The following is a 25582-nucleotide window of genomic DNA, read 5'->3' as shown; positions in this document are numbered from 1 at the left end:
GCTATTCATATGAATAGCGCCTTTTATTTGTAAATATACCATCATTATGAGACAGAACCAGTTGTTGCTTTTTGTTTTGCCTTTCCGTAGAAAACTACACCGACGATGATAATAATGATAAATGCCCATTTAACGAAAGGGTTACTTTCGAAAAATCCAGCGAACCACTTCTCATCTACAATCATTTTCGCGGCAGTATAAGCTAAAACGGCTGCTCCGATCGTAATGATGACAGGAAAACGATCCACCCATTTTAAAATTAATGTACTGCCCCATACGACTACTGGAATAGACACTAATAGTCCGATGATTACTAAAGAAAAGTTACCATGGGCAGCTCCTGCAACAGCGAGTACATTATCAATGCCCATTAACGCATCAGCGATAATAATGGTTTTAATAGCAGACCAAAATCCTTCTTCGGCTTTAATATCATGATTTTTGCCCTCAGCGATCAGCTTGTAAGCGATCCAAATAAGAAGTACACCACCAATTAGGAGTAATCCAGGTATTTTTAATAACCAAACGACAACTAAGGTAGCGAGGGCCCTAATAGCGATTGCTCCAATGGTTCCCCAAATGATAACTTTCTTTTGTTGGTCTTTCGGTAATCTTCTTGCTGCTAATCCAATTACAATGGCGTTATCTCCGGCTAACACTAAATCGATTACAATAATGGCAAGCAAGGCAGACAAATATTCAGATGAAAGAAAATCCATATACATATCACTCCTTAAGAGTAATATGTGCTAAAGTGTTGATAATATAAAAAAAGGATTGAAATTGTATATTCAATCCTTTTTTGACTGTATTCTGATATGTATGTTTTTATTTTGAATAAGTCGCTTTTGTAGTTTTTTACTTATCGCGTTTCTTTCTTAAATTGATTCCAAGCTTCTTCAGTTTGCACTATAAATACGATTATATAACATCTACTTATTTAAACTAGGTTAAAGATAGCATGTGATATTTCAAAGTTAAATTTATTTGATAAAAGGGAAGGGACGTATAATATTGATATGGTGCAAGCGTGTATAGGTTTTCTCTATAAGGAAATTCTAAAAACGATAAAAAAGACTTGATAACCTACTAGAGGGAATCAAGTCTTTTCATTACATACGATTATCATGCCAGAAGTTTAATGGGAAGTGTTCGTTCTCATTATATGCTTCTAATTCATATCCTTTTTCTTTCAGTCCTTTAATAATTCCAGGAACTGCTTTTACTGATTGTGGATGAATATCATGCATAAGGATAACTTCTGTTGGATTTGTAGCACCATGTAACACGTTTTCTACAATTTTAGCAGATGCAGCATCAACTTGCATTTTGTTATATTTCCAGTCTAAAGAATCAATTGTCCAATCCCAAACTTTTAAGCCATTTTCTACAACTTTGTTGCGAAGAGCTTCGTTTAATCCTGGCATAGAGCCGTAAGATGGACGAGTTAATACTGGTGATTTACCTAAAACACCAGCGATTAAGCCTTGGTCTTCCTTCATTTCATCTACGTAATGACCTTCAGTGTAAAGTTTCTTGTAGTTATGAGTCATACTGTGCATCCCAACGTAGTGGCCTTCAGCATCTTCGCGTTTTACAAGATCAGGGAAAGCTTTTACGTTTGAACCAATTAGGAAGAATGTTGCTTTTGCATTTTCTTTCTTTAACATATCTAAAAGCTCAGCTGTGTATTTTCCAGGACCGTCATCAAATGTTAAATAAGCGACTTTTCTAACTTGCCCGTTATAATGTTTTGGAGCTTCTTTCGGAGCAAGAGATGTTTGAATCTCACTTACAAGTTGAACAGATTTTGCTTCATCCTCTGTACTAGCTAGAGCAGTATGTACTGATCCAAAAGCCACTTCGTATGTGAATAATACCCCCGCACAAACTAACATAGCCCTTTTTACTAAAGTTGTCATTCGAATTCCATTGTGCATAATTTTCCTTCTCTCTATAAAAGTTCTACTCTACTATATTAGCAATTATAGGTAGGGAAATGCAAAAAAACTTTTTTACAAGTGTAAAAAAGTTTACTCAAAAGTATGCAAGATTTTATATCAATTGCAGTTTTGAAAAATAGAATGAATTGAAACTTTATTATTTAAACTTTCAATCACCAAATCATACTTTCGTATCACTTCGTTTTCGTTCCAAATATTGATAAAGAAACAATTACATGAAAAAAGGAGCGGGAATATGAATAATTATATTGGCACTACATGTGGAGTACAGTATCCCGAAAATGAAGAAGCACCTTCTCGCTGTAAAATTTGTAATGAGGAAAGGCCATATGTTAATCAAATTGGGCAGTCATGGATAACATTAGAAACAATGCAAAATAGCAATTTATACTAAAGTCCTATTGTTTATTAACTAATAGGTCTTTCAACTTAGGAAGCTCACACTAATGAGGGATGTTAAAGGGAATATATGTAACTTATACTAATTACTATAAAGCTTTGAAAAATGAAAAGGAGGAGAATTGCATGAAGAATTGGGTTCAATTTAGAATTGCAAGACCAACAGATAAATTTGAAGAAGTGATCAGTTTTTATGAAACAGGATTAGGACTAAAACGTATAGGGGAATTTCACAATCATGAAGGATATGACGGGGTTATGTTTGGATTACCAGATGAAGAGTATCATTTGGAGTTTACTACACATGTTAATGGAAGTCCATGTCCGGCACCGACAAAAGATAATTTACTAGTTTTTTATATGCCTAATAAAGATGAAATTGAAAAGATAGTGAATCGATTAAGTAATATGGGCTATCATGAGGTGGAACCAGAAAACCCGTATTGGATAGAGAAAGGAACCACAATAGAGGATCCAGATGGTTGGAGAATTGTGCTTATGAATGCATCTGAATAAGGAAACTATTTTCATATGAAATAGAGTGTAGCAAAATGATTTAGACATAAATCCCTACAGCGTTTGTAGGGATTTTTATATAAGAAAATCTTATTGAGAGAATTATTAAAATGTAGAAAGTATTTTGGTTAAGAATAAATGTAATCAATATCATTTATGCAGGAGGTATAGAAGTATGACATTAAAACATTTGTATGAGTTTTCTAAAAATGTCGGGAATACACCTCTCATTAAATTAGAATGCGAAGAAACGAAGAACCTTTCTATCTATGCTAAATGTGAATGGCATAACCCTACAGGATCAATTAAGGATAGGGCAGCACTTGGAATGATTAATAAATATTTACAAGAAGCGGACGAAAAACAAAATATTTTAGAGTATAGTGGTGGAAGTTTAGCGAGGTCAATTGGGTGTATTTGTAATTATTTAGGGATTCAATGCACGTTAGTTTTAAGTTCTGGAATCGGTAAATCTCTATTAAATGAACTTAATCGTTATGGTGCTAACGTAATCCTAGTTGATAAATGTAAAGGTTTCTACGCAGTAATGGAGAAAACAATAGAGATTAGCAAACAAAAGCCAGAATTATACTTTTTATTCCAACATTATAATAATGCAAATCTAGTAAGTCATATAGAAGGTACAGGGCGAGAAATTATTGCACAAATGATTGGAAAACGAATACATGCATGGGTAGCATCTGCTGGTACTGGTGGAACTCTAATGGGGGTCTATACAGCAATAAAGAATTATACAAAAAATGTTGAACTACATTTAGTAATGCCTGCTGAATTACCTTATGGCTCGGAACAACCACCAAATGATTTAAAGAAATATGCTGGATCAGGTGGATTCGGCCTAGGACGGAAACAACATTTCATAGAAAAGGAAGAAAATTTGATAGAAAAGCAATGGACTTATTCATATGAAGAAACCTTGTATGAAATGGCCCGTTTTTATAAGGATACTGGTATGAAAATAGGAACGTCTGCGGCAGCAAACTTATTAGCTGCTAAACAAATTGGGAAAGAAAAAGGTGCGAAGTTTAATGTAGTTACAGTTTTTCCGGATGCAGGGTCAATAGAAGAGTGGTCAGATGTAAAAAAATTAGTTAAAACAAATAGGGGATAAATCAAATAATAGAGAGGATTACTAAAAGTTCTTTCGTAGTTTATATCTTATTCTACGGAAAAGTGATACCATCAAAAAACTGTATGTTTAACATGTATAGTTTTTTGATGGTGTAGCTGTGCAATGTTTAAAAATTTCACATACCGTATTTTAAAAATAAATATAGGAAAACCAAAAAGTAATGTAGAATATATCGTACATACATATATACAGTCAACATAAAAGATAAAGAGGTGGGTATATGTTACTTGAGGAAGTAATGCAGCAACTAGAGGAATATGGAACAGAACAAAATCGAAAAACGTATAAAAACCACGGAGCGAAAGAGCCGTTATTTGGAGTTAGTTTTGCGAATTTAAAATTGTTAAAAAAGAAGATAAAAAAAGATCATGATTTAGCAGTTGGATTGTGGGAAACGAAAAATATGGACGCAATGACATTAGCAACTTATATTTTAGACCCGAAAAAAATAACGACAGAACAGCTTAATAGTTGGATTCAGGATGTTGATTATTACTGTTTGATGGATGTTCTTATGACATCTATATGTACTTCGCCAATTGCAATAGAAAGAATGGAAGAGTGGACAAAGTCTAATGATGAATGGATTGGAAGAGCTGGCTGGTCTTTATTAGCAAATATAGCGATTAAAAATAAAACGTTACATGATGATTTCTTCTCTCCGTACTTAGAAGAGATTAAAGAAAATATACATAATGAAAAAAATAGAAAAAAAGAAGCGATGAATAGTGCTTTAATCGCAATAGGAATTCGTAATGAAGACTTAGAGCGACAAGCGATTGAAATTGCACGTGAAATTGGAAAAGTAGAGGTTGATCACGGTGCAACATCATGTAAAACACCAGATGCAGAAAGCTATATAAAAAAAGCGAGAGAAAGAGCTGAAAAAAAGAAAGTGAAATAAGAAAAGAGGATCGGTTATGAAAGCAATTGACGCAGCACAAAACATAATTACATCACAATTTCCGAATTGTGATGTAGCTTTACTCGGCGGAAGCGTTGCACGAGGAGAAGCGACAAAAACATCTGACCTTGATATTGTAATAGTTGACCAAAGTTTAACTTCTTGCTATAGGGAATCTTTCTATAGTAATGGATGGCCTGTTGAGGTGTTTGTTCATAATTTTGGAACATATAAAACCTTTTTCAAAATGGATTGTGATCGAGGGAGACCGTCGTTACCACAATTAGTTTCGGAAGGGATTGCATTAAAAGGGGAAAAGGAAATTGTTGAGAAATTAAAAAAAGAAGCGAATGATTTACTACATAAAGGACCAGCTAAATGGACCGAAGAAACGATTAAGCAGAAGCGATATTTTATTACGGATACTTTAGATGACTTTATTGGTGCAACAAAAAGAGAAGAAGAATTGTTTATCGCTAATTTATTAGCGGATTTAGTACATGAATATGTATTAAGAGTAAATGGTAAGTGGCTTGGGAGTTCAAAATGGTTTATTAGAGTGCTAAGAAGATATGATGAGCAATATGCAAACAAATTTGTAGCCGCTTTTGATCATTTTTATAAAACGGGAGAGAAAAATGAATTAATTCATTTTATAGAAAAGACGTTAGAACAGTATGGTGGAAGAGTGTTCGAAGGATTTTCTATTGGTAAATAAAAAGGGGCGAGAAAAATGAATGTACCATATGTTCAATTAAGAGAATTGACACTAGATGATGTAGAAGATCGCTATCAATGGTCATTAGATAGAGATGTAACAAACCATTTAGTCGTACCAGATCAATATCCTCCGTTCACTCGTGGAGATACGAGAAACTGGATTGAAGCTTGTATAAGCCGAAAAAATGGTTATGAACAAAGGGCAATCGTTACTGAGGCAGGTATACATATTGGATGGGTAGACCTTAAAAATTTTGATAAAACAAATAAAAATGCTGAACTAGGAATTGCGATTGGAAATAAAGACTATTGGGGTAAAGGATTTGGAATGGCAGCTCTAAACAGCATGTTACAAATAGGTTTTTCTCAGTTTGAATTGGAGAAAATTTGGTTACGTGTAGATGAAGATAATACAAAAGCTAAAAAGAGTTATGAAAGTGCCGGATTTGTATGCGAAGGGTTAATGAGAAATGATCGATTGAGACAGGGGAAGTTCATTCATCGCAATCGTTACAGTATATTAAAAGAAGAGTATGAATCAAAAAAAGTAGCCTATAAAAATATTATGTAAATTAAAAAGGGGAAGATAAAATGATTCGATTACTTACAAAAGCGGATGCAAAACAATATTGGGAGTTACGTTTACAAGCATTACAAGTAAATCCAGAAGCATTTATAACGACTTATGAAGAAGCAGTACGTCAAGAAAACCCTCTTGAACGAGTTGCTAGTAATCTTTCATCCAACAGTAGTTTTACATTTGGTGCTTTTAATAATGAAAATCGTTTAGTTGGGATTGTTACTTTATTAACAGAAGAAAAGGACGCATATAAGCATAAAGGACATATTGTTGCAATGTATGTAGATACTGAAAATCGAAGAAGTGGTCTTGCACGTGATTTAATACGTAAAGCAATTGAAAGGGCAAAAGAGATGAAGCTAGAGCAATTGAATTTAGGGGTTGTGTCAACGAACGAACCAGCCAAACACTTATATGAATCGATGGGATTTAAAACATACGGAATTGAAAAAAGGGCTATAAAAATAAATGGTGTGTATAGTGATGATGAACATATGGTGTTGTTCTTTTAAGAGAGGAAGTTTTGTATGAAAAAGACGAAACTGCGACAATAAGATGGGGAATATGGCATATAGCAGATCATAATCGGTATCATCAAGCTCATATCAGTCGTTTGAGGAAATTATACAGAGAATATAAACTACATATTCTTTAATTTTTGAATGAACGAACGCCCCTAAATAATAATTAAAGGAGGCGTTTGTTTTTATTTGTTCGCTTTTCTTCCCAAGCTATCATTAAATTTTTATGATAATCTTTTGGTTTCTCAATAGAAAACCAGTAAATTGAATGTGCAATAGTTGGTAGCCATCTTTTATAGCGGATGCGTATATTTTCATGGTGAGTATAGTGGGTCGAGATTAAAGTAGATTTTGACCCTTGAAAATTTTGATATGTAATGGCCTCGATTTCATACCAATGCACTTTATTCCCATGTAAATCTACTACAATTCCTTCATCATCCCAAAGTGAAATGTAAGTTTGTATGTAGATTTTTCATCGCGTATACTAAAATATATGTTATAGAGATTAAAAATTAAATACAAGGGGTTTTACAATGAAAGCAATTGTTATAGGGATACTGGCATCATTTTTCTTTGCCTTTACCTTTGTTTTAAACCGGGCAATGGACTTAGAAGGTGGAAGCTGGATTTGGAGTGCATCATTACGGTATTATTTTATGGTTCCAATGCTATTACTTATTGTTATGTATAGAGGGGACTTAAAGCAACTCTTTCAATATATGAAAAACAATGCGAAAGAATGGTTAGTATGGAGTATCGTTGGATTTGGTCTCTTTTATGCACCGCTTAGTTTTGCTGGAGCGTTCGGACCAGGTTGGCTCGTTGCATCAACATGGCAAATTACAATCGTTGCAGGAATTTTGTTAACACCATTTTTTGCGGTGGATCCACTACATAAAAAACTTCCGATGAAGGAATTAGTTATGTCGGGCATTATTTTATTCGGTGTTGTTCTCATGCAAGTAGAGCATGCTTCTTCATTAGGTATTCGTGAAACCGTGTTATGTGTAGTTCCTGTACTTATTGCAGCATTTGCGTATCCTCTTGGAAATAGAAAAATGATGCAAGTTTGTAAAGGGGAATTAGATGTATTTCAGCGAGTACTTGGTATGACATTAGCAAGTTTACCATTTTGGTTTTTATTATCTGGTTACGAAGTATCAACAGGCGGATTACCGTCAAGTAGCCAAGTTTTTCAATGTTTTATTGTAGCAGTTAGCTCTGGGTTAATCGCGACAGTATTATTTTTCTTTGCAACAGATCTTGTGAAAGATGATCCGCAAAAATTAGCAACAGTGGAAGCGACGCAGTCTGGTGAAGTTTTATTTGCGCTAGTAGGAGAGCTGATCTGGTTATCTGCACCAATTCCGTCATCATTATCTTGGATTGGTATGAGTCTCGTTATTATTGGAATGATACTTCATAGTTATGTGGCTGTCGTTGTAAAAAAAGAAGAAAAAATAACGGCGTAATGAGATTAGCTCTTTTTATTAAGAGTTAGTCTTTTTTTCATAGAAAGGGATGAAAATATGAATTTACAGCGTGTTGAACAAATTGAAAAAGATTCAATATTAAATGTGCTACAATATGCCGTCGGTCCAAATGAAATAAGCTTAAAGAAAGCAGTATTATTTTATCAAAGTAATAAAGGGACTTTGTACAAATATGAAGAAAAAGCTTGTCTAGGTATTGAAGTAATCGGAGCAACTAAAGCACGAGTATGTCATATAGCAGTGGCTCCAGATTATCGTCAAAAAGGAATTGCACTGCAAATGATTAAAGAAGTGGTAAGGATATATCAATTGACTTATATAGAAGCAGAGACAGACGATGGGGCGGTAGAATTTTATAAAAGAATTGGTTTTCAAGTTAAAAGTTTAGGAGAAAAATATCCAGGGATAGAAAGATTTCATTGTTACATGGAAAAATAGCATGAAAATATACAATTGTACATATTGAATATAGTTTGAAAAAAATAATAATTTCATTATATAATATAGGTATCTGGAAAAATATAGATAAAAGAAGATAGGTGTATAACAAGTGAGAATGGATAAAAGTAAGTTTATAAAAATAGCTACTTCAATAGGGGTGTCATCTTTTTTATTAACAGGTTGTGGTGATTATGAAGAAGAAACTGCTCAGCAAGAAAGTACAGCTGTTAAAACAGATGGTGCAAAACAAAGAAATGAGCAAGAAACATTAAATTGTGATGATAAAGCCCCAACCAATGAAAATGTAGAGAAAGATGAGTTATGCAAGGAAAATAATCCGTCATTTTCATCTTATCATGAAAACTCTCATTTACCGATACTTCCATTTGTAGCAGGATATTTATTAGCGAGTAGAACTTCAAATATGAATTATACAGCAAAACCAAATTTAATGAAGAAACCGTATGCAAATAATGTTATTCCATATCGTGAAAAAGATGAGCGTAGAACAGGTGGCGGTAGTAGCGGTGGTTATACTGGTGGTTCTAACGGTAACAATAATACTTCCAATAAAGTAGATTTAAATAAACAGCAGCCAAATCCATCCAATAAAGTAACACCAGATACAAATACGCCAAAATCATCTACTACGCAAACACCGAAAGTAAACTCTGGTTCAAGTGGAATTGGAAACGCAAAAGCGCCAGCAGGATCCTAAAACGAAAGGGTAATGGAGTAATGTATACAGAACGAGAGCAAGAAGAGTATATGAAAGTATGGTTTTCACTTGCAGAAGAGGCTAGTAGGAATGGTTTCACTTGGCCTAGTCTGTTAGAGAATGAAGAATGGAATCAATATATGGCAACAGGGATGTATCGCATGCCAGCAAAAACTTATACTGCTATCTCAAAAGCGACAGAAGAAATCATGTATGTGTTATATAGAACGTATCAATATATTGTAAATACGACAGAAGATTTTCAAAAACTTGGATTCCCAGCTGAAGCGTGGGAAATGGCGAGAATGAAACATAATGGTTTATTTTCATATTTTACAAGGTTTGATTTTATCGTAAATGGTGACGATATAAAATTAATAGAAGTAAATTGTGATACGCCAACAGGCTATTTAGAACCGTCTGTCGCAAATGAAGTGTTATGCCGTTATCATGATGTAAATCACCCAAACCATATAGAAGAGCATATTGTGCAGGCATGGGAACAAATTAAACATGACTATCATATAGGCCCTGAAGAGACGATATATTTTACTAGTTATGATTGGCACGATGAAGATAGTCAAACGGTTCAGTTTTTAAGAACGTATTGCTTAAATCAGTCAACGGACTATGTAGGAATACAAGACATTGTCGTTGCGGAAGATGGTATATATACGCCGAGTGGAGAAAAAATAAAATATTTATATAGACTGTATCCAATAGAGTATTTAGTAACGGACGTTGATAAGAATGGAAAAAGGATTGGTTTACAATTTTTAGATCATATTGCGCAAGAAAGAGTGAAAATTATTAATCCGCCAGCCGCATTTGTTATGCAAAACAAAAGTGTACTCGCACTAATTTGGAAGCTTTATGAAGAAAGTGTTTTCTTTACAGAAGAAGAGCAAGACATTATTTATAAATACTTTCTACCAACATATTTTTCAAATAAGCGATTTCTAGAAAGACATGAATCATACGTTTCCAAACCTGTATTTGGTCGTGAAGGTGGCGGAGTATCTATATACGAAAATGATGAATTATTAGCTGAAGATAAAACAGAGTATTACTTTGAACAAAGGAAGATATACCAGCAATACATAGAAATGCCTGACTATACCATTGACACATGGGATGGTCCATATACTGGTAAACTATTAATTGGCTCTCACTGTATAAGTGGAAGAGCAGCAGGCTTATTTTTACGTGTAGGTGAGAAAATAACGGGAAACTTATCAATGTTTACTGGGGTTACAATTGAAGGATAAAGTAAACAAAGAGCTCATCATTTGTGATGAGCTCTTTCGTCTATGTATAAAACAGCTTTTTATGGTTGGATGTAAAATCTTCACTTTCTTTTTGTGTTTTAAATCTGAATATTATAATTCGAATATTTTTTTGTGTAATAATATTACTATTTTTTATAGATGTGAAAAATGATTAAGTTAAAAATTAAGAAAAATATGATAATATATTTATATAAAAGTTTAAATTTACGTAGCTAGTGGGGGAACCAATATGAAAATGAATGAAATAGTAGCAAGTACACAATTTCCAAATACAATCGAAACAATAACAAAAGATTTAAAAGCATTAGGAGTCGAAAAAGGAATGACAATTATCGTTCATTCATCACTAAGTTCTATCGGGTGGATATCTGGTGGTGCGGTTGCTGTAGTAGAAGCATTAATGAAAGTTGTTACGGAAGAAGGAACGATAATAATGCCAACGCAATCTTCGGATTTGTCCGATCCGAAACATTGGTCAAGACCACCTGTACCGGAAGACTGGTGGCAAATTATCCGAGATAACGTCCCAGCATTTGATTCACGTATAACCCCAACAAGGGGAATGGGTGAAATAGTTGAATGTTTTCGTACATATCCGAATGTAGTACGTAGTAATCATCCGTTAGGAAGTTTTGCTGCATGGGGAAAACATGCAGTAGAAATAACAATGAACCATTCGTTATCAATGAGCTTTGGAGAAGAATCTCCATTAAGAAAAATATATGATTTAGACGGGTACGTATTATTAATTGGTGTTGGATATGATTCCAATACGTCTGTTCATTTATCCGAGGTGCGTTCTGGTGCATGTGAGTTAATACAAGTAGGAGCACCTATTATAGAAAACGGTGAAAGAGTGTGGAAAGAGTTTGTTGAAATGGATTATGAATCTGAGAAGTTTGTAGAAATTGGTGTGGAGTTTGAGCGAAAAGGAACTGTAAAAATTGGGAAGATAGGGAATGCAACGTGTCGTCTAATGAAACAGCGTGATATAGTTGACTTTGGAACAGAATGGTTTCGTAAGAAAAATTAGTAAGGGATGGTTACAATGAAGGGGAAAAAGGTATTAATTACGAGCGGTGGTTGTCTAGAAAAATGGGATCAAGTACGCGGGCATACGAATATGGCCAAAGGTACAATCGGAAGGATAATCGCAGAAGAACTTCTAGCTAAAGGGGCACATGTTATATATTTACACGGTTATTTTGCGGAGAAACCGAGTGGTGTACATAGAGGGTTAGAATTACATCCATTTGAAGGAATCGTTGATTTACAAGATAAAATGAAAAGTATCATATCACATGAAAAGATTGATGCAGTCATTATGGCAGCGGCTGGATCAGATTGGATTGTGGAGAAAATTTGTGATCAAGATGGTAATGTTCTTAATATGAACGGAAAAATTTCAAGTGATATAGCACCGATTATTCACTTTCAAAAGGCTCCAAAAGTATTAAAACAAATAAAAGAATGGGACCCAGAAACAGTACTTGTTGGTTTTAAACTTGAAAGTGATTTAAATGAAGAAGAACTGTTTGAAAGAGCAAAAAATAGAATGAAAGAAGCAAGGGCGAATGTAATGATTGCGAATTCACCACATTCTTTATATTCGCGCGGAGCTGTGCATTATGTAATTGGACAGGATGGTAAAGGGAAGTTGTGTAATGGGAAAGATGAAACAGCGAAAGAAATTGTCAAAAGCTTAGAGGTATTATGTAATCGTGTCACTGCTTTTTAAAATTAAGTTTTTAGATGAGAATGAATCCGCATAGTAATAAGTAAGCGAAACTTTAATTGGTGGGAATTTTACTTTTACACGAATGTGAAGCGTATACCAATCAAGAGCTATACACAGAATAATTGGTGAGGAGTGGATTCTATGGAACATTTATTAAAGCAAGCTATTAAACTTAGAAACGAAAAGAAATATGCGCAGTCTAAAGAGATGCTTATAGGATTAACAAACTTTACAAAGGATGCAGAAGTACTGTATCAGTGTGCGTGGATACATGATGTAATGGGGCTAGAAACAGAAGCAGTTCCGTATTATGAGCAGGCAATCGCAAATGGACTTGATGGCGAATCGCTTTGCGGTGCTTATATTGGTTTAGGAAGTACATATCGTTGTATAGGGGAATATGAAAAGGCAATTACAGTATTAGAAGCTGGGGTGAAAAAATTCCCAGAGAACGCTCCGATGAAAGTATTTTTATCATTAGCAAAATATAACGTAAACGATCACGAATCAGCGATGAAATTATTACTTGAAACTGTCGTGAAAGTAGAGGAAGTAAAAGAATTTGAACGTGCCATTTCATTTTATAAAGACCATTTAAATGAGGTTTTTAAATAAAGGAGTGAACGTATGGAGGTTACACTATCACGAAGGCGAAAAGGTGTTTGGATTGGACTCGTATCTTTAATTATGCTATTAAACTATTTATTGTATGCCCTTCCAATTGTACCAGTTGCGCCGAAAGAAGTTGTGCTTGGGTCATTATTAGATTGCATGTTTGTCATTCCAATCATCACGTATTTCTTCATTATTCGAAAAAGATACTCGTTAACGTATATAGTTCCTGTTGTAATAGCTGGTTATATTTTTGCAAGATTTATTATTCCAAGTGACTATTTACAAGCTTTTTCATTCATCTCTTATATTATTGTTGCGGCTGAAATTGCATTTGTAGGTCTAGAATTATTCCTTCTCTATAAAATTGTTAGAGTGCTTCCTAAAATAATAAAAAAATATAAAGAATATAGAAGAGAAAATTATTCCTTTTCTTATGCAATTGATGCAGCGTTTGACGCCACTATGAAAAGAAGTAAGTTAGTAGATGTCATTCTAACAGAGTGTAAGTTAATCTATTATGCGTTTTTATCGTGGCGTGAAAAAGTACCAACAGGTAAATCTGTATACTCATATCATAAAAAGACTGGTGCTATAGGTGTGTATATCATGATTATTCATGCAACAATAATTGAAAGCATTGGTTTTCATTATTTACTACATCAGTGGAATCCAGTAATAGCATGGATTTTACTTATTTTAAATGTATACGCGATGATTTATTTTATAGCTGAAATACAAGCGATGCGCAAAAATCCCCTTGTCGTAACAGAAGAACAAGTAGTCATTCAAATCGGATTAGGAAAGAAAATTGTTATGCCATTTACACAAATTGATAATATTGCGTTCTACAAGGGTGAATTGCTAACGGCAAAAGAAAGGAAACAGGTATTGGATGCAACTGTTATGGAGTTCATAAAAGAACCTGCTACTTTTGAAATAACATTAAAAGAGCCAGTGAAAGCGCAGTTGTTATACGGCTTTTCTAAAACAGTAAGTCGTGTTTACTTAAATGTTGATGAAGAACGAAAATTTTATGATGCGGTTAAGGAAAAGTTAAAACATGAGTAATAGTGCTGTTAGTTACATAAAAACAAATGAGCTTCCGTTAGAAGTGAAAAAATATGAAACATGGATAGTGAAAAACTCTTTCTAAATAAGAAGGAGTTTTTATTATGTACTTTTATAAATCATTATATAAAAAACTATACACTTCTTTATCACTACATAAATGGATATAATTGAGGATAGAACTAGCATAAGGGGAAACAAAATAATGAATAAGTTACTTACATCGAAAATTGAAATTATAGAAAGAAAAATCCGGTATAACTCAACAATAGTAGATCACAATTGCTTATTACTTGAAAAGCAATCACAAAGTATCGTTTTATTTCACGAGGTGCAGTATTCATTTACAATGACTGCAAATGATACTAAGTTAACAATCCCAAAAGGAAGTTATACAATCGCATATTACTGGAAAGATCGTCCGTACAATTTATACGTATGGAGAGATATAAAAGGAAAGTATTTAGGTTCCTATTTTAATATCGTAAAAAACACACAAATAAAAGATGAAGTGGTTTCCTTTGAAGATTTAATCATCGATATTATGGTATTTCCAAATGGAGAATACTTCATATTGGATGAAGATGAATTACCAGAACCATTAGGAAATTTCGAAGGTGGGTATGTGAGGAAAGCTCTTTATGGATTAAAAGAAATCATTCAAAAAGAGCTGCCACCAATAGTTTTGGAGACAGCCAGGGTGCAGAGGAAATAAACTTTAATTACATAAATATTTTGAATGGGAATGAGTAGTCTCAAGTTATATGATCTAACTTTTTTAATAAATCTAAGGTTAGTAGCATATTTCTTGAAATTACTCTTTTTTTTGTAGAAATTTCGTCGCTTAGTTATTAAATCCCATCAAATGCATTTAGCGTGTGAGTTTTCTTATTGGTTACAGTGGATTAAAGATCAGAAAAAATAGTAAGTAAACGATATCGTTTAAATAAACAAAAGTAAAATGTTCAAACAAATCATATGTATGTTTTAATAAAACCCAGTTGACTTATCGGAAATATTTGTATAATATGTACTTAATTCCATAACGTATTGCTGATTGGAGAAACCAAAGGCATTTTATCAACAGATAAAATGCCTTTGGTTTTTTTATTGCACAAATACTGAATCTGTTCATTTATATGAATCATTTTAAGGAGGGGAAGAAATGACTGTTTCAATTGATGGGGTATCAAAATATTTTTTGAAACAAACTGGTACGGTTCAAGTGCTAGAGAATATTAATTTTCAATTAGAGAAAGGGGATTTTGTTACAGTAATTGGTCCGAGTGGGTGCGGAAAAAGTACATTACTAAAAATTGTTGCAGGTCTAGATAATGATTTTGAAGGTGAAGTTGTTATTGACGGGGAGCCTATCTTAAAAACGAGCAAGAAACAAGGTTTTATTTTTCAAGAACATAGGCTTTTTCCATGGTTAACAGTTGAAGAAAATATAGCGGCAGATTTATCGTTAAAAGATAAGTATGTGAAAGATAAGGTAAGAGAATGGGTTGAAATCGTTCGGTTAGATGGCTTTGAAAAATCGTATCCAAAAGAAATTTCAGGCGGGATGTCACAACGTGTTGCGATAGTGAGAGCGTTATTAAGAGATCCAAATGTATTATTACTTGATGAACCTTTTGGAGCGCTGGATGCTTTTACTCGAAGTCATTTACAAGAAGTATTGCTAGATATTTGGGAGCAGAAGAAAACAACAATGATATTCGTTACACATGATATAGACGAAGCGATATATCTTTCAAACCGAATCATCATTATGAGTGCAAAACCAGGGAAAATACATAAAGTGATTGAAAATAATTTGCCTTATCCGCGAAATAAAACTTCTCAATCGTTCCAACAACTTCGAACGAAAGTATTACAGCAGTTTGAATATGGAGGGTTGATTCAAACAAGTATATAGGAAAGGGGTGATTTTATATGTATAAAAAATTAAAAATTCTTTCTTTTGCTTTAGCTATATCAGTATGTTTGTTAGGATGTGAAAAAAGTAAAGCAAGTAGAAAAAAAGAAGATGTAACAATACAAATTGGTATACAACAAGGATTAAGCCCGCTATTACTAGCAAAGAAAAAGGGGTGGTTTGAAGAGGAGTTTAAAAAAGAAGGAGTTAAAGTGAAATGGACAGAGTTCCAAAGTGGACCTCCTTATTTTGAAGCAATCGCATCAAACCGATTAGACTTTGGTGAAGTAGGGAATTCTCCAGTCATTTCAGCGCAAGCAGCAGGTATTGGATTTACCGAAATCGCCAATACAAGTTATGCGAGAAAAGGAACTGGAATTCTCGTTCAAAAAGATAGCAAAATTGCGAGTGTAAAAGAGTTGAAAGGTAAAAAAATTGCAGTAGCAAAAGGAAGTAGTGCTTTTAATTTATTATATCGAGCACTTGATAAAGAAGGGATTGATTCAAAAGATGTAGATGTCATTCAATTACAACCAGATGAAGCGCAGCCTGCATTCGAATCAGGATCAGTAGATGCATGGGTGATTTGGGACCCTTTCATATCATTACATACGTTAAATAAAGGTGCGAAGGTGATTGCAGACGGTGAAACATTAAATGTCTCTTCACCAGAATTTTTAATTACGAGAACAAAATTTGCGAAAGAACATCCAGAATTAGTTGAGAAATTCCTCAAAGTTTATGAGAAAGCACGTGTATGGCAAGATGCTAACTTAGATGAAGCAATAAAAGTATATACTTCTGTAAAAAAGATAGATGCGAAGATCGTAAAAGAAGTGTTTAATCACGACAAACCAATTTTAGTTCCAGTAACGAAGGAAATAATAGCAGAACAACAAAAGACAGCGGATTTTCAATATAAGCTCGGTTCTATAAAGAAAGAAATTAAGACGGAAAAAGTTGTAGATAATTCTTTCGTAGAAAAGCATTGAAAGCGAAGTGAAAAGAGGTTTTGTAAAGTGGAAAATACGAAAGCTGTTATTAAACCAGCGAGTATAACGATTGAGAAAAACAGCGTCAAGAAGGTGCGAAAGTTAAATGTAAAAGTTTTAGTAAGGGCGATTACTATACCGGTTATTATATTAATAATTTGGCAGTTAGCTGGTGTATTCGGTCTTGTTTCTAAAACAGTTTTACCAACACCATTAGATATTTTTCTAGCTTTCCAAGAGCTTATTAAAACAGGAGAGTTATTCGGCCATTTAAGTATTAGTGTATTCAGGGCTGCGGCTGGTTTCTTTATTGGTGGGGGCTTAGGAATCATTTTAGGAACGATTGTTGGATTTTCAACGAGAAGTGAGCAATATTTAGATCCATCTGTGCAAATGTTAAGAACTGTACCTCATTTAGCTGTTGCACCGCTTTTCGTATTATGGTTCGGTTTTGGTGAAACATCGAAAGTGTTATTAATTGCAGATGGTGCATTTTTTCCTTTATACGTAAACGCATTTTTAGGTATTAGAGGTGTGGATTCAAAGTTATTTGATGTTGCGAGAGTGTTAGAGTTTAGTAAAAGAAAATTAATTACGAAACTAATTTTACCAGCTGCATTGCCTAACCTTTTACTAGGAGCAAGGTTATCGTTAGGTGTTGCATGGGTGAGTTTAGTAGTAGCAGAACTTATGGGGTCTACAGAAGGTATTGGCTATATGATTATGGATGCAAGGCAATTTTCAAATACAGATATCGTATTTGTCGGCATAATTATATTTGCATTTGTTGGGAAGTTTTCTGACTCTCTAGTACGTTTACTAGAAGTGAAGTTTTTAAGATGGCGAGATAACTTTAAAGGTGAGACAGGGAATTAACATATAAATTATTAGGGGTAATTTATATAGAATGTGTTAGTATACGATTCAAAATAAATAAGGGGTGTGTAAAGGTATGGAATTATTATGGTTTATTCCGGCTTATGGAGATGGTCGATATTTAGGAACGACAAAACGAGGAAGAGCAGCTGAATATGGTTATTATAAGCAAGTTGCTGCGGCAGCTGATTATTTAGGATATACGGGTGTTTTACTTCCAACTGGTCAAGGATGTGAAGACCCTTGGGTGTTAGCTTCAGCTCTTGCTGCTGAAACAGAAAAACTAAAATTTTTAGTAGCAGTGAGACCAGGACTAATGTCCCCTACAGTTGCAGCGAGGATGGCATCTACATTTGATAGAATTTCACATGGGAGGCTGCTTATTAATGTAGTAGCTGGAGGAGATCCAGTTGAACTACAAGGAGATGGATTATATCTTGATCATGATGAAAGATATGAAGCAGCGGATGAATTTTTAAAAGTTTGGAAATCGACATTGCAAGGTGAAACGATCTCTTTAGAAGGAAAACATATTAAAGTTACAGATAGTAAAGTTGTATTCCCACCAGTTCAAATACCATATCCTCCTATATATTTCGGAGGATCGTCAGCTGCTGGAAAAGAAGTAGCAGCTGAACATAGTGATGTATATTTAACGTGGGGAGAGCCGCCAGAGCAAGTGAAAGAGAAAATAGAAGAAGTAAGAAAACTTGCAGAAGAGAAGGGGCGTACAGTGCGATTTGGCATTAGATTACACGTAATTGTAAGAGAAACAGAAGAAGAAGCATGGGAAGAGGCAGAACGTTTAATTCAATATGTGGATAATGAAACAATTGAGCTTGCTCAAAAGACATTTGCAAGATATGATTCGGTTGGTCAAAAACGGATGACCCATTTAAATAAAGGTACGAGAGAGTCGTTAGAGATAAGCCCTAATTTATGGGCTGGAATCGGACTTGTAAGAGGTGGGGCAGGTACTGCACTTGTAGGCGATCCGCATACAGTAGCAGAAAGGATAAAAGAATATGAATCGTTAGGAATTGATACGTTTGTTTTATCAGGATATCCGCATTTAGAAGAAGCGTATGAAGTGGCAGAATTGTTATTCCCATTATTGAAAGACGAGAAGAAAGAAGAAAATAAAATTGTTGGTGAAATGATTGCTGATGCATATGCATTAAAAAAATAGTGAGAAATAAAGTTTCACTTATTTATTGCTTCATTTTGTTTACTGCCTGTTAACACAGGATAAAAAACCCGCAAGTTATTCGCTTGCGGGTTTTCATCGTAAATTATTAGAAAATATGGTAAAATTAAAGGGTAACTTAAGGTGCGGTTGGTTGTTCAATTATCACTTCTCCGAGTAGGAGGGGGGTGATAATACGTGAGTGAAATAGCGTTGCTACTGCAGGGTGGACTGTTTCTCGTTGCATTGTTAACGTTTGTCGTCGTTTTAATAGACAAGCTCAAAAAATAACAACCCACCTATGCCTATAGAATGTGGGTTGTTTTGTTTGTAAGAAACAAATAGGATAAATGAACAATCCAATCTGCTAAGTTACGTGGACTAGTGTGTAGCCGCACACTAGTCTTTTTTATTTATATACAATTTATAATTGGTTTATGTGATTGTATTGTTCTTTTCATACTCATTATAACACAGTGTCTTTTCATCAAGAAAGGAGACCGTATGTTCTGGTCTCTGTTATATAGTAGGTGCTTTTTCTTTAAACAGCCCATCCATATACTGTTTTAAACTTTGGACATAAAATTTCTGTGTATTCACATTATTTACACCGACAATGGGTGATGGAAGGTCAAATCTTTTTTCTGATAAATGAACGACAACATCAAAAATGTCAAACAAACGAATGAAGCAAAACAGACCGTCTTTATCGCTAAGTAAAATAAAGTAATGATTTTCACTACTTGTATTTAGCGTATTCCATAAAGAACTTTTGCTTAAATCACGTACAATGCTTTTTTCTTTTAGTTCCACGAAATCTGCATTTGAGAGAATGGTAGAGATATCAATCGCATCTTGATCTTCAAAGTAGCCATCAACTGTTTGTACAGCGAATGTATAAGCCATTTTTAATATACTCATTTTATATTTACGGTTATCCAATAGCAATTCACGTTGAATAGAACTGGCTACTTTCGTTACACGTTCCTCTTTCCAAATTTCATTATGTAAGGAAATATCGTGCTTTTTACATAGTTTCATAATTAATGCATTAGAATAAAGAATTTCGTCGCTTACTTCGACAACATCAGTCTCAGCAGCCGCAAGTTCCTCACCGTGCTCATTCGTATAGAGTGGGGAATCAATTTGTCTTTTCATTTGTTCAATCTTAAATTGACTCAATTTATGCCTAATTAAAGGACGATCAATATTTGTTGTCATTTGTTCATGACAAGTATCACAAATTGAGTTTGTGAAATAATATCCACATAATATTTCTGGAATGACATATTGTTCACTAAGTTCTTTCGTATCTTTTCTGCAAATGATGCATTGTGTCATTTTTATCACCTTTACCTGCAAATTTGTATGTAATCTCATTGTAGTGTATTTATTGGTATTTTGGAATATTGTAAAGGAAAATAATATGTGAAATTCATACTTATTTTGGTACAATGAAGAGAAGTGCTAGTTTAAAGGAGGCCATTTTTTTGAAATCAAAAGTGCACTTTTGGACATTAGAAGTGCTAATGGTTGTAGGAATCATATTTATTTGCACAAAAATATCATTTTTATTTCAACCGATTGGTATCTTCATATCAACATTATTTTTCCCAATCTTAATCGCGCTTTTTTTATACTTTATATTTAATCCTGTATTAATCTTTTTGGAGAATAAAAAAGTACCTAGAAATTTAGCGATATTGCTGTTATATCTTTTTATCATAACATTAACTGCGGTTGGCGTTGGAGTAGTTGTTCCTACGATTTCACAACAGCTAATGGACTTGGTAAAAAATATGCCAGGCTACATAAAAGAAGGAAAAGTATACATACAAGAATTATCACATCATAGGTTGTTTGAATGGTTATCTACACAAAACTACGTTTCCATTGAAACAATTGAAAAAAATGCGATTGAATACTTAAGAGATATACCAAATACAATTACGTCGAGTGCAACGGCTTTATTTGGTATTATCACGAACGTTGCATTAGTTGTATTTACTGTACCGTTCATTTTATTTTACATGTTTAAAGATGGACATGCCTTTCCAGGAAAAGCGGTAAGTTTATTACCAGAGTCTTACCGTGAAGAGGGGCTTCGTATCATTAAGGAAACGAACGAAACATTATCTGCATATATTCAAGGGCAAGCGCTCGTTTGTATATTTGTAGGTGCGTTTACTTTTATCGGTTATTTAATTATCGATTTACCGTACGCTTTCGTTTTAGGAATTATTGCAGCATTTACAAACATCATTCCTAACTTAGGTCCATTTATCGGAGCAGCACCAGCTGTTATTGTAGGACTGTTCGTATCTCCGATGCAAGCCTTATACGTAATTATTATCGTAACAATTGTACAACAGTTTGAAAGTAATATTATTTCACCACGTATTATGAGCTCGAAATTAAACATCCACCCATTAACAATTATTATCCTAATTTTAGGGGTAGGTAACTTTGCTGGAATCATCGGAATGATTTTAGCAGTACCAGTTTATGCAGTAACAAAAACAGTTGTTTCAAACTTAGTGAGATTGTTTAAAACGAAGAGAAGTAATCGGAAATAGTAAAACCTGAGAAAGATACACCTCTTTTTAAGTGGTGTATCTTTTGTTTATAAAAAAATAATTAAAAGCGGGTTGATTTGATTTTATTATATATTTTTTATACATCAAATTCAGCGATGAACTTGTGTGATATAAGCTCTATAAAACTATGTGGAATCCCTCTGAACTATCCAAATCATTTCCTTACAGCGTGCTATCATCATCATAATCGACTCCTTTCAATTCTATATAGTTAAACGATTAAAGGTGAGTGTAGTATTTGCTTCTACGATCTCGAATTTCATCAATAACTTGTTTATATTGTCTTTCTTGTTTTAATTCATTTTGAGATATTGTTTCTTTTTGAATCGTAATCGTTAAAAAGAATAGGTGAAACTTCATATGTGAATTCCTCCTTTCGAATTGGAATTACAGATGACTACAGTAATGACTTTGTCTTTCTTTTACAGAATCCATAGCCTGATTAATTTGTCGTTCATGAAGCATTTCAGACTCAGAAAATTTATTTTTTTGAATGGTAATGGTTAAAAAGAATACTTTAAATTTCATAAAATAATTGCCCCTTTATAAGTGATTTAGAAAAAACGAGTGTAATAAGAAATTACAGGTGACTACAGTAATGACTTTGTCTTTCTTTTACAGAATCCATAGCCTGATTAATTTGTCGCTCATGAAGCATTTCAGACTCGGAAAATTTATTTTTTTGAATGGTAATGGTTAAAAAGAATACTTTAAATTTCATAGGATAATTACCCCTTTATAAGTGGTTTAGAAAAGACGAGTGTAATAAGAAGATTGAAGCTCTTTTACTTCGTCCATAATGTTTTGAATGTGTTGTTCACGTAAAATCTCTTTCTGTGAGAGCTTACGTTTTTGAATAGTGATTGTTAAAAAGAATGCTTTAAATTTCATGAATATATTACCCCTTTAAAATATATTTTTAATACATTTGAGTGTAGTATGAACTTTTAATGTCAGTTATTTTATCAGTCAGTTGTTTTAACTGTTGTTTACGATTAATTTCATTTTCAGATAAAGTATTTTTTTGAAGTACAGTCGTAAAAAAGAAAATATGAAAAGTCATAAATGAATTCCTCCTTTCGAAAAGGAATTACAGGTGGTCACAGTAAAGTGCTTGGCGCTCCTTAACATCATTCATAGCTTTTTCAATTTGCTCATTATGAAGAAGTTCATCTTTGGAAATTATATTTCTTTGAATCGTAATACTTAAAAACAATACGCTAATAGTCATTGAATGTTGCTCCTTTCTTAGAAAAATAATGTAAGAGACTAAAAAATCGCGCAAAAAAACCACAGGAAGATACAGTTCTCCTATGGCTGGGCGTGAAAAAGCCACAGGAAAGTATACGGCCTCCTGTGGCGAATTTATGAATTAAATGAAATAAAGTACGATTTTCAATTCTCCATTAGGGTGGTCGAATTCATATTTAATTGTCCAGAAAACACAGGTGCAGTTAACGCTAAAGTTAATGCATGTAATTGTAATTTCATCATTTCCTTCGACCTCCTTTTAGAATTTTTTTCTTACGTTAGTAAGTATATACAATTAATGGATAATTGTAAACATAAAAAATGAAAATTTTTAATTTTGATTAAAATGCGTATATTTAAAAGGGATTTGAAAGTAAATATTGTAATTAACGAAATATCGATAAAAATGGGGGATGCTAAATGAAATATATGCATCATAACATGATCGTTATGCTAACAATTTTTTTATTCATTGCGGCTTGTTCTAATGGAGAAAGAATAAAAGATATATATGATATTAGGTCAGATGATTTTAAGAAATATACTGGGACATACGTTGGTAATAATTCAGATGTGGTTGCAATTGTTAATCATTTACCCGGTGGTGGAACAGTTCAAAGTATAAGTTTAGAAAATGAAAATATAAAAGTGAACTATGGCGCAAAAGAAAGTGGGGCTCTTACAGAAGAAATGATTGAGACGTATTGGTTTGATGAGAAGGATACGATGAAGAAGAATTTTTTCTTTAATGCTATATATTTAGTGATTTTAGTGCCAAATGCAAAAATTTATGAGTTTCAGGTAGAGAATAAAAACTTTAAGATAATGAGGGAAGAAATGTTATCAATTTTGCATAGAATATTCGATGATTTTCCAAAAGAAAAAGATATATGGGATAAAAATAAAGTTATAAAGTTCTTTAACGGCAATGAAGAAAAAATTAAAATGCTTGTGGAAGATAAAGATTTTCGGAAATCTTTATTTGCTAAATATCCAGTGAGCCAGTTGAAATAATGGAGGGGAGAAGATGGAGTTAGTATACAAAATTTTTTATCATAGAATACAGGACCTTTATTACAATTTTTGAAAGAAGACATTCCGTACATCCCACATGTAACAGTCGGAAGAAAAGAAAGTGCCGAATTAGCTGCTGAAGTAGTGAAGGAGATTCCTAGTTTTCATGGGAAGTTAAATTGTGTAATTGATAGAATAAGCGTGGAGCGAATTGGAGAGAATGGGGAATCAATTATTGAATTTGAAGTGCCATTTTTAAAAAGCTGACAAAAGTCAGCTTTTTATTTCGTAGCATGAAGTAATGCACCAATTGCACCGCTATTACCACCATCTTGTAAAAAGATTGGTGTTTTATTTTGATATTCGGTGTAGCTACTAATAATATGTTGAAGTTGTACGTTATTACATAAAGTCGAACCAATATAAATAATATGTTCAATGTTTTTTGTTTCAGCGAATTGAAGGCTTAATGCAGTAACGACTTCACCGACAAGTCCTTGTATAGTAGCAAGTATGTCTGAGCTATTATATTTCGATTCTAAAATAGCGGCTTTACCAAAATTGCTAGCAGTTAAGCTATTATCAATAGGTGAGAGAATACCACTATAAATATCTCCAACCGTAATATCTAGTTCTTTTCTAGATCCTACTTTTGTTAGAGGGATTACATCTTCAAAATGATCTATATTTGTTAACAATTTTGAAAGTCCCATAATAGTCCCACCGCCAACTCCGGTTCCACCAGCGCGAATATATTGTTCATTATAAACATAATGGATAGAAGTACCTGTACCGATATTGGTTAAAATAAAATTGTTTATAGTGTGCTTTTCTTCTTTTAATATGTATTGGACACCTGCAAGAGTAGATTCAAATTCGTTTAGCTCTATTATTTTATATGAACCTGTAAGCAGATGCTGTAATAGTTTCGATTTACCACCCGTAATACATATTTGTTTTATGCCATTGTTGTTTTTAATCCAATCTATTATTTTATGTTGTTCATGTGAATAAAATTTTTCAAAAGTTAATAGCTTTTTTTCGTTAAAATAAGCTATTTTCGTTAATGTGCCTCCAGCATCGATACCGATAGTACGTTCCATTTTCCTGCTCCTAACTACGTAATATGTTTTCCTATTTACTTAATTGGTTGAGAATAGATATTTCCAACTGATATAAGGAACACTTTAATCTGCTTGATATATTAATAGTTTTTCTATAGTTACAATAGGCTGGTCGTTTACAGTTGCAATACCTTTACTAAGAATAAAACCTCGGCGATTGCGCGTTAGCTCATAATGTAAATCAAGTTTATCACCGGGATATGCTTTTCCGTGGAATTCAACTCCATCTAAAGAGGAGAGAAATCCTAGTCCTTCAGAATCACTTGTATGTACAAATGCACTAAGCTGGGCAAGTGATTCTACAATTAACATATGAGGCATATGTTTTTGACTATCATTTATAAACCATTCGTTATTTGTAATGAGTTTATATCCTGTAACGGATTCACCTTGTTTTACATTTGTTACTTTATCAATCATTAAAAATGGATAACGATGGGGAAGCGTGTCTTTAATATGCATATGAAAGTACCTCCAATTAATAATACCCCTGCTAAAG

At 33.5% G+C, this 25582-nt stretch carries 33 protein-coding genes and 3 pseudogenes; 25 read left to right on the top strand and 11 right to left on the bottom strand.

Annotated elements, in window-relative coordinates; genetic code table 11:
- Positions 1-44: 44 nt before the first annotated feature.
- Positions 45-719, bottom strand: coding sequence for a TerC family protein (locus D1166_RS08865; protein ID WP_097856285.1), 675 nt, complete (start codon positions 717-719; stop codon positions 45-47).
- Between the two features lie 393 nt (positions 720-1112).
- The gene (locus D1166_RS08860; protein ID WP_000551452.1) at positions 1113-1940 is read right to left on the bottom strand and encodes a peptidoglycan-N-acetylglucosamine deacetylase; all 828 of its coding nucleotides are present in this window, start codon (positions 1938-1940) and stop codon (positions 1113-1115) included.
- A gap of 259 nt (positions 1941-2199) precedes the next feature.
- On the opposite strand from D1166_RS08860, the pseudogene D1166_RS08855 reads away from it, so the two are divergent.
- The 22 genes and pseudogenes from D1166_RS08855 to D1166_RS31740 form a co-directional block, all read left to right on the top strand.
- A pseudogene (locus D1166_RS08855) lies at positions 2200-2355 on the top strand (hydrolase); the annotation flags it as partial.
- A gap of 134 nt (positions 2356-2489) precedes the next feature.
- A complete protein-coding gene (locus tag D1166_RS08850; protein WP_000800670.1) occupies positions 2490-2879 on the top strand; it encodes a VOC family protein in 390 nt (129 codons plus the stop codon).
- 175 nt (positions 2880-3054) lie between these two features.
- Positions 3055-4011: a PLP-dependent cysteine synthase family protein gene (locus tag D1166_RS08845; protein ID WP_097856287.1), complete on the top strand. Its 957-nt coding sequence runs from the start codon at positions 3055-3057 to the stop codon at positions 4009-4011.
- A gap of 241 nt (positions 4012-4252) precedes the next feature.
- A complete protein-coding gene (locus D1166_RS08840; RefSeq protein ID WP_000923455.1) occupies positions 4253-4936 on the top strand; it encodes a DNA alkylation repair protein in 684 nt (227 codons plus the stop codon).
- A gap of 16 nt (positions 4937-4952) precedes the next feature.
- Complete coding sequence (locus D1166_RS08835; RefSeq protein WP_000643685.1) at positions 4953-5654, top strand: nucleotidyltransferase domain-containing protein; 702 nt, start codon at positions 4953-4955, stop codon at positions 5652-5654.
- Positions 5655-5669: 15 nt separating this feature from the next.
- Positions 5670-6227 (top strand): GNAT family N-acetyltransferase, encoded by a 558-nt coding sequence (locus D1166_RS08830; RefSeq protein WP_001102503.1) that lies wholly within the window; start codon positions 5670-5672, stop codon positions 6225-6227.
- 20 nt (positions 6228-6247) lie between these two features.
- On the top strand, positions 6248-6748 hold the full coding sequence (locus tag D1166_RS08825) for a GNAT family N-acetyltransferase (RefSeq protein WP_086409557.1): 501 nt from the start codon (positions 6248-6250) through the stop codon (positions 6746-6748).
- Positions 6745-6891 (top strand): annotated as a pseudogene (locus D1166_RS08820) (DinB family protein); the annotation flags it as partial. The gene D1166_RS08825 and the pseudogene D1166_RS08820, both read left to right, overlap by 4 nt.
- A gap of 402 nt (positions 6892-7293) precedes the next feature.
- Positions 7294-8232 (top strand): DMT family transporter, encoded by a 939-nt coding sequence (locus tag D1166_RS08810; RefSeq protein ID WP_097856288.1) that lies wholly within the window; start codon positions 7294-7296, stop codon positions 8230-8232.
- A gap of 57 nt (positions 8233-8289) precedes the next feature.
- A complete protein-coding gene (locus D1166_RS08805) occupies positions 8290-8691 on the top strand; it encodes a GNAT family N-acetyltransferase (RefSeq protein WP_001053322.1) in 402 nt (133 codons plus the stop codon).
- A gap of 112 nt (positions 8692-8803) precedes the next feature.
- Positions 8804-9412, top strand: a complete 609-nt coding sequence (locus tag D1166_RS08800) for a hypothetical protein (RefSeq protein WP_001242170.1) — start codon at positions 8804-8806, stop codon at positions 9410-9412.
- Between the two features lie 20 nt (positions 9413-9432).
- Positions 9433-10680 (top strand): glutathionylspermidine synthase family protein, encoded by a 1248-nt coding sequence (locus tag D1166_RS08795; protein ID WP_000287883.1) that lies wholly within the window; start codon positions 9433-9435, stop codon positions 10678-10680.
- Positions 10681-10930: 250 nt separating this feature from the next.
- On the top strand, positions 10931-11734 hold the full coding sequence (locus tag D1166_RS08790; RefSeq protein WP_086409559.1) for an AAC(3) family N-acetyltransferase: 804 nt from the start codon (positions 10931-10933) through the stop codon (positions 11732-11734).
- Between the two features lie 15 nt (positions 11735-11749).
- Entirely contained in the window at positions 11750-12439 is a 690-nt protein-coding gene (locus D1166_RS08785; RefSeq protein WP_097856290.1) for a phosphopantothenoylcysteine decarboxylase domain-containing protein, read from the top strand.
- A 141-nt stretch (positions 12440-12580) separates the two neighbouring features.
- On the top strand, positions 12581-13054 hold the full coding sequence (locus D1166_RS08780; RefSeq protein ID WP_000400636.1) for a tetratricopeptide repeat protein: 474 nt from the start codon (positions 12581-12583) through the stop codon (positions 13052-13054).
- Between the two features lie 12 nt (positions 13055-13066).
- Entirely contained in the window at positions 13067-14122 is a 1056-nt protein-coding gene (locus D1166_RS08775) for a hypothetical protein (RefSeq protein WP_097856291.1), read from the top strand.
- 205 nt (positions 14123-14327) lie between these two features.
- Positions 14328-14837, top strand: a complete 510-nt coding sequence (locus tag D1166_RS08770) for a ribonuclease FAU-1 family protein (protein WP_097856292.1) — start codon at positions 14328-14330, stop codon at positions 14835-14837.
- 450 nt (positions 14838-15287) lie between these two features.
- Positions 15288-16043, top strand: a complete 756-nt coding sequence (locus D1166_RS08765) for an ABC transporter ATP-binding protein (RefSeq protein ID WP_097856293.1) — start codon at positions 15288-15290, stop codon at positions 16041-16043.
- 17 nt (positions 16044-16060) lie between these two features.
- Entirely contained in the window at positions 16061-17035 is a 975-nt protein-coding gene (locus D1166_RS08760) for an aliphatic sulfonate ABC transporter substrate-binding protein (protein WP_097861593.1), read from the top strand.
- A 27-nt stretch (positions 17036-17062) separates the two neighbouring features.
- Entirely contained in the window at positions 17063-17911 is an 849-nt protein-coding gene (locus D1166_RS08755; RefSeq protein WP_000432109.1) for an ABC transporter permease, read from the top strand.
- A gap of 76 nt (positions 17912-17987) precedes the next feature.
- A complete protein-coding gene (ssuD, locus tag D1166_RS08750; protein ID WP_053514306.1) occupies positions 17988-19100 on the top strand; it encodes an FMNH2-dependent alkanesulfonate monooxygenase in 1113 nt (370 codons plus the stop codon).
- Between the two features lie 195 nt (positions 19101-19295).
- Complete coding sequence (locus D1166_RS31740; RefSeq protein WP_001289320.1) at positions 19296-19388, top strand: putative holin-like toxin; 93 nt, start codon at positions 19296-19298, stop codon at positions 19386-19388.
- Positions 19389-19616: 228 nt separating this feature from the next.
- On the opposite strand, the gene D1166_RS08745 is transcribed toward D1166_RS31740, so the two are convergent.
- Positions 19617-20438: an HNH endonuclease gene (locus D1166_RS08745; RefSeq protein WP_000189710.1), complete on the bottom strand. Its 822-nt coding sequence runs from the start codon at positions 20436-20438 to the stop codon at positions 19617-19619.
- A gap of 149 nt (positions 20439-20587) precedes the next feature.
- On the opposite strand from D1166_RS08745, the gene D1166_RS08740 reads away from it, so the two are divergent.
- Positions 20588-21673: an AI-2E family transporter gene (locus tag D1166_RS08740; RefSeq protein WP_097856295.1), complete on the top strand. Its 1086-nt coding sequence runs from the start codon at positions 20588-20590 to the stop codon at positions 21671-21673.
- A gap of 240 nt (positions 21674-21913) precedes the next feature.
- Here the strand turns inward: D1166_RS08740 and D1166_RS08735 are convergent, their stop codons facing one another.
- From D1166_RS08735 to D1166_RS08710, 6 genes are read right to left on the bottom strand one after another with little or no spacing between them, the layout of a single operon-like run.
- Entirely contained in the window at positions 21914-22054 is a 141-nt protein-coding gene (locus D1166_RS08735) for a YrzI family small protein (protein ID WP_000668497.1), read from the bottom strand.
- Between the two features lie 27 nt (positions 22055-22081).
- A complete protein-coding gene (locus D1166_RS08730; protein ID WP_000669805.1) occupies positions 22082-22222 on the bottom strand; it encodes a YrzI family small protein in 141 nt (46 codons plus the stop codon).
- A gap of 52 nt (positions 22223-22274) precedes the next feature.
- On the bottom strand, positions 22275-22415 hold the full coding sequence (locus tag D1166_RS08725; protein WP_000669805.1) for a YrzI family small protein: 141 nt from the start codon (positions 22413-22415) through the stop codon (positions 22275-22277).
- 26 nt (positions 22416-22441) lie between these two features.
- A complete protein-coding gene (locus D1166_RS08720; RefSeq protein WP_000668961.1) occupies positions 22442-22585 on the bottom strand; it encodes a YrzI family small protein in 144 nt (47 codons plus the stop codon).
- Positions 22586-22613: 28 nt separating this feature from the next.
- Positions 22614-22757, bottom strand: a complete 144-nt coding sequence (locus D1166_RS08715; RefSeq protein WP_016110163.1) for a YrzI family small protein — start codon at positions 22755-22757, stop codon at positions 22614-22616.
- 27 nt (positions 22758-22784) lie between these two features.
- Positions 22785-22925 (bottom strand): YrzI family small protein, encoded by a 141-nt coding sequence (locus D1166_RS08710; protein WP_097861607.1) that lies wholly within the window; start codon positions 22923-22925, stop codon positions 22785-22787.
- A gap of 440 nt (positions 22926-23365) precedes the next feature.
- On the opposite strand from D1166_RS08710, the gene D1166_RS08705 reads away from it, so the two are divergent.
- Both D1166_RS08705 and D1166_RS08700 read left to right on the top strand, forming a co-directional pair.
- The gene (locus D1166_RS08705; RefSeq protein ID WP_097856296.1) at positions 23366-23959 is read left to right on the top strand and encodes a DUF4825 domain-containing protein; all 594 of its coding nucleotides are present in this window, start codon (positions 23366-23368) and stop codon (positions 23957-23959) included.
- A 48-nt stretch (positions 23960-24007) separates the two neighbouring features.
- A pseudogene (locus D1166_RS08700) lies at positions 24008-24226 on the top strand (2'-5' RNA ligase family protein); the annotation flags it as partial.
- Positions 24227-24240: 14 nt separating this feature from the next.
- Here D1166_RS08700 and coaW read toward each other — a convergent pair.
- Both coaW and D1166_RS08690 read right to left on the bottom strand, forming a co-directional pair.
- Positions 24241-25062, bottom strand: coding sequence for a type II pantothenate kinase (gene coaW / locus D1166_RS08695; RefSeq protein ID WP_097856297.1), 822 nt, complete (start codon positions 25060-25062; stop codon positions 24241-24243).
- An 84-nt stretch (positions 25063-25146) separates the two neighbouring features.
- A complete protein-coding gene (locus D1166_RS08690; RefSeq protein WP_053514308.1) occupies positions 25147-25545 on the bottom strand; it encodes a 3-hydroxyacyl-ACP dehydratase FabZ family protein in 399 nt (132 codons plus the stop codon).
- Positions 25546-25582 lie beyond the last annotated feature (37 nt).

Source organism: Bacillus sp. ISO11, from assembly GCF_003458115.1.
Classification (GTDB): Bacteria; Bacillota; Bacilli; order Bacillales; family Bacillaceae_G; genus Bacillus_A; species Bacillus_A cereus.
This window is presented reverse-complemented; position numbering and strand designations above follow the sequence as displayed.

Bases quoted from the DNA above. Each gene is read 5' to 3' on its own strand.
- D1166_RS08810 (WP_097856288.1), top strand. From the start codon at position 7,294: ATGAAAGCAATTGTTATAGGGATACTGGCATCATTTTTCTTTGCCTTT.
- D1166_RS08725 (WP_000669805.1), bottom strand. From the start codon at position 22,415: ATGAAATTTAAAGTATTCTTTTTAACCATTACCATTCAAAAAAATAAA.
- D1166_RS08865 (WP_097856285.1), bottom strand. From the start codon at position 719: ATGGATTTTCTTTCATCTGAATATTTGTCTGCCTTGCTTGCCATTATT.
- D1166_RS08775 (WP_097856291.1), top strand. From the start codon at position 13,067: ATGGAGGTTACACTATCACGAAGGCGAAAAGGTGTTTGGATTGGACTC.
- D1166_RS08730 (WP_000669805.1), bottom strand. From the start codon at position 22,222: ATGAAATTTAAAGTATTCTTTTTAACCATTACCATTCAAAAAAATAAA.
- D1166_RS08785 (WP_097856290.1), top strand. From the start codon at position 11,750: ATGAAGGGGAAAAAGGTATTAATTACGAGCGGTGGTTGTCTAGAAAAA.
- D1166_RS08845 (WP_097856287.1), top strand. From the start codon at position 3,055: ATGACATTAAAACATTTGTATGAGTTTTCTAAAAATGTCGGGAATACA.
- D1166_RS08710 (WP_097861607.1), bottom strand. From the start codon at position 22,925: ATGACTATTAGCGTATTGTTTTTAAGTATTACGATTCAAAGAAATATA.
- D1166_RS08720 (WP_000668961.1), bottom strand. From the start codon at position 22,585: ATGAAATTTAAAGCATTCTTTTTAACAATCACTATTCAAAAACGTAAG.
- D1166_RS08825 (WP_086409557.1), top strand. From the start codon at position 6,248: ATGATTCGATTACTTACAAAAGCGGATGCAAAACAATATTGGGAGTTA.
- D1166_RS08690 (WP_053514308.1), bottom strand. From the start codon at position 25,545: ATGCATATTAAAGACACGCTTCCCCATCGTTATCCATTTTTAATGATT.
- D1166_RS08805 (WP_001053322.1), top strand. From the start codon at position 8,290: ATGAATTTACAGCGTGTTGAACAAATTGAAAAAGATTCAATATTAAAT.
- D1166_RS08735 (WP_000668497.1), bottom strand. From the start codon at position 22,054: ATGAAGTTTCACCTATTCTTTTTAACGATTACGATTCAAAAAGAAACA.
- D1166_RS08780 (WP_000400636.1), top strand. From the start codon at position 12,581: ATGGAACATTTATTAAAGCAAGCTATTAAACTTAGAAACGAAAAGAAA.
- D1166_RS08830 (WP_001102503.1), top strand. From the start codon at position 5,670: ATGAATGTACCATATGTTCAATTAAGAGAATTGACACTAGATGATGTA.
- D1166_RS08790 (WP_086409559.1), top strand. From the start codon at position 10,931: ATGAAAATGAATGAAATAGTAGCAAGTACACAATTTCCAAATACAATC.
- ssuD (WP_053514306.1), top strand. From the start codon at position 17,988: ATGGAATTATTATGGTTTATTCCGGCTTATGGAGATGGTCGATATTTA.
- D1166_RS08715 (WP_016110163.1), bottom strand. From the start codon at position 22,757: ATGACTTTTCATATTTTCTTTTTTACGACTGTACTTCAAAAAAATACT.
- D1166_RS08840 (WP_000923455.1), top strand. From the start codon at position 4,253: ATGTTACTTGAGGAAGTAATGCAGCAACTAGAGGAATATGGAACAGAA.
- D1166_RS08850 (WP_000800670.1), top strand. From the start codon at position 2,490: ATGAAGAATTGGGTTCAATTTAGAATTGCAAGACCAACAGATAAATTT.
- D1166_RS08705 (WP_097856296.1), top strand. From the start codon at position 23,366: ATGAAATATATGCATCATAACATGATCGTTATGCTAACAATTTTTTTA.
- D1166_RS08860 (WP_000551452.1), bottom strand. From the start codon at position 1,940: ATGCACAATGGAATTCGAATGACAACTTTAGTAAAAAGGGCTATGTTA.
- D1166_RS08760 (WP_097861593.1), top strand. From the start codon at position 16,061: ATGTATAAAAAATTAAAAATTCTTTCTTTTGCTTTAGCTATATCAGTA.
- D1166_RS08795 (WP_000287883.1), top strand. From the start codon at position 9,433: ATGTATACAGAACGAGAGCAAGAAGAGTATATGAAAGTATGGTTTTCA.
- D1166_RS08835 (WP_000643685.1), top strand. From the start codon at position 4,953: ATGAAAGCAATTGACGCAGCACAAAACATAATTACATCACAATTTCCG.
- D1166_RS08770 (WP_097856292.1), top strand. From the start codon at position 14,328: ATGAATAAGTTACTTACATCGAAAATTGAAATTATAGAAAGAAAAATC.
- D1166_RS08765 (WP_097856293.1), top strand. From the start codon at position 15,288: ATGACTGTTTCAATTGATGGGGTATCAAAATATTTTTTGAAACAAACT.
- D1166_RS08745 (WP_000189710.1), bottom strand. From the start codon at position 20,438: ATGACACAATGCATCATTTGCAGAAAAGATACGAAAGAACTTAGTGAA.
- coaW (WP_097856297.1), bottom strand. From the start codon at position 25,062: ATGGAACGTACTATCGGTATCGATGCTGGAGGCACATTAACGAAAATA.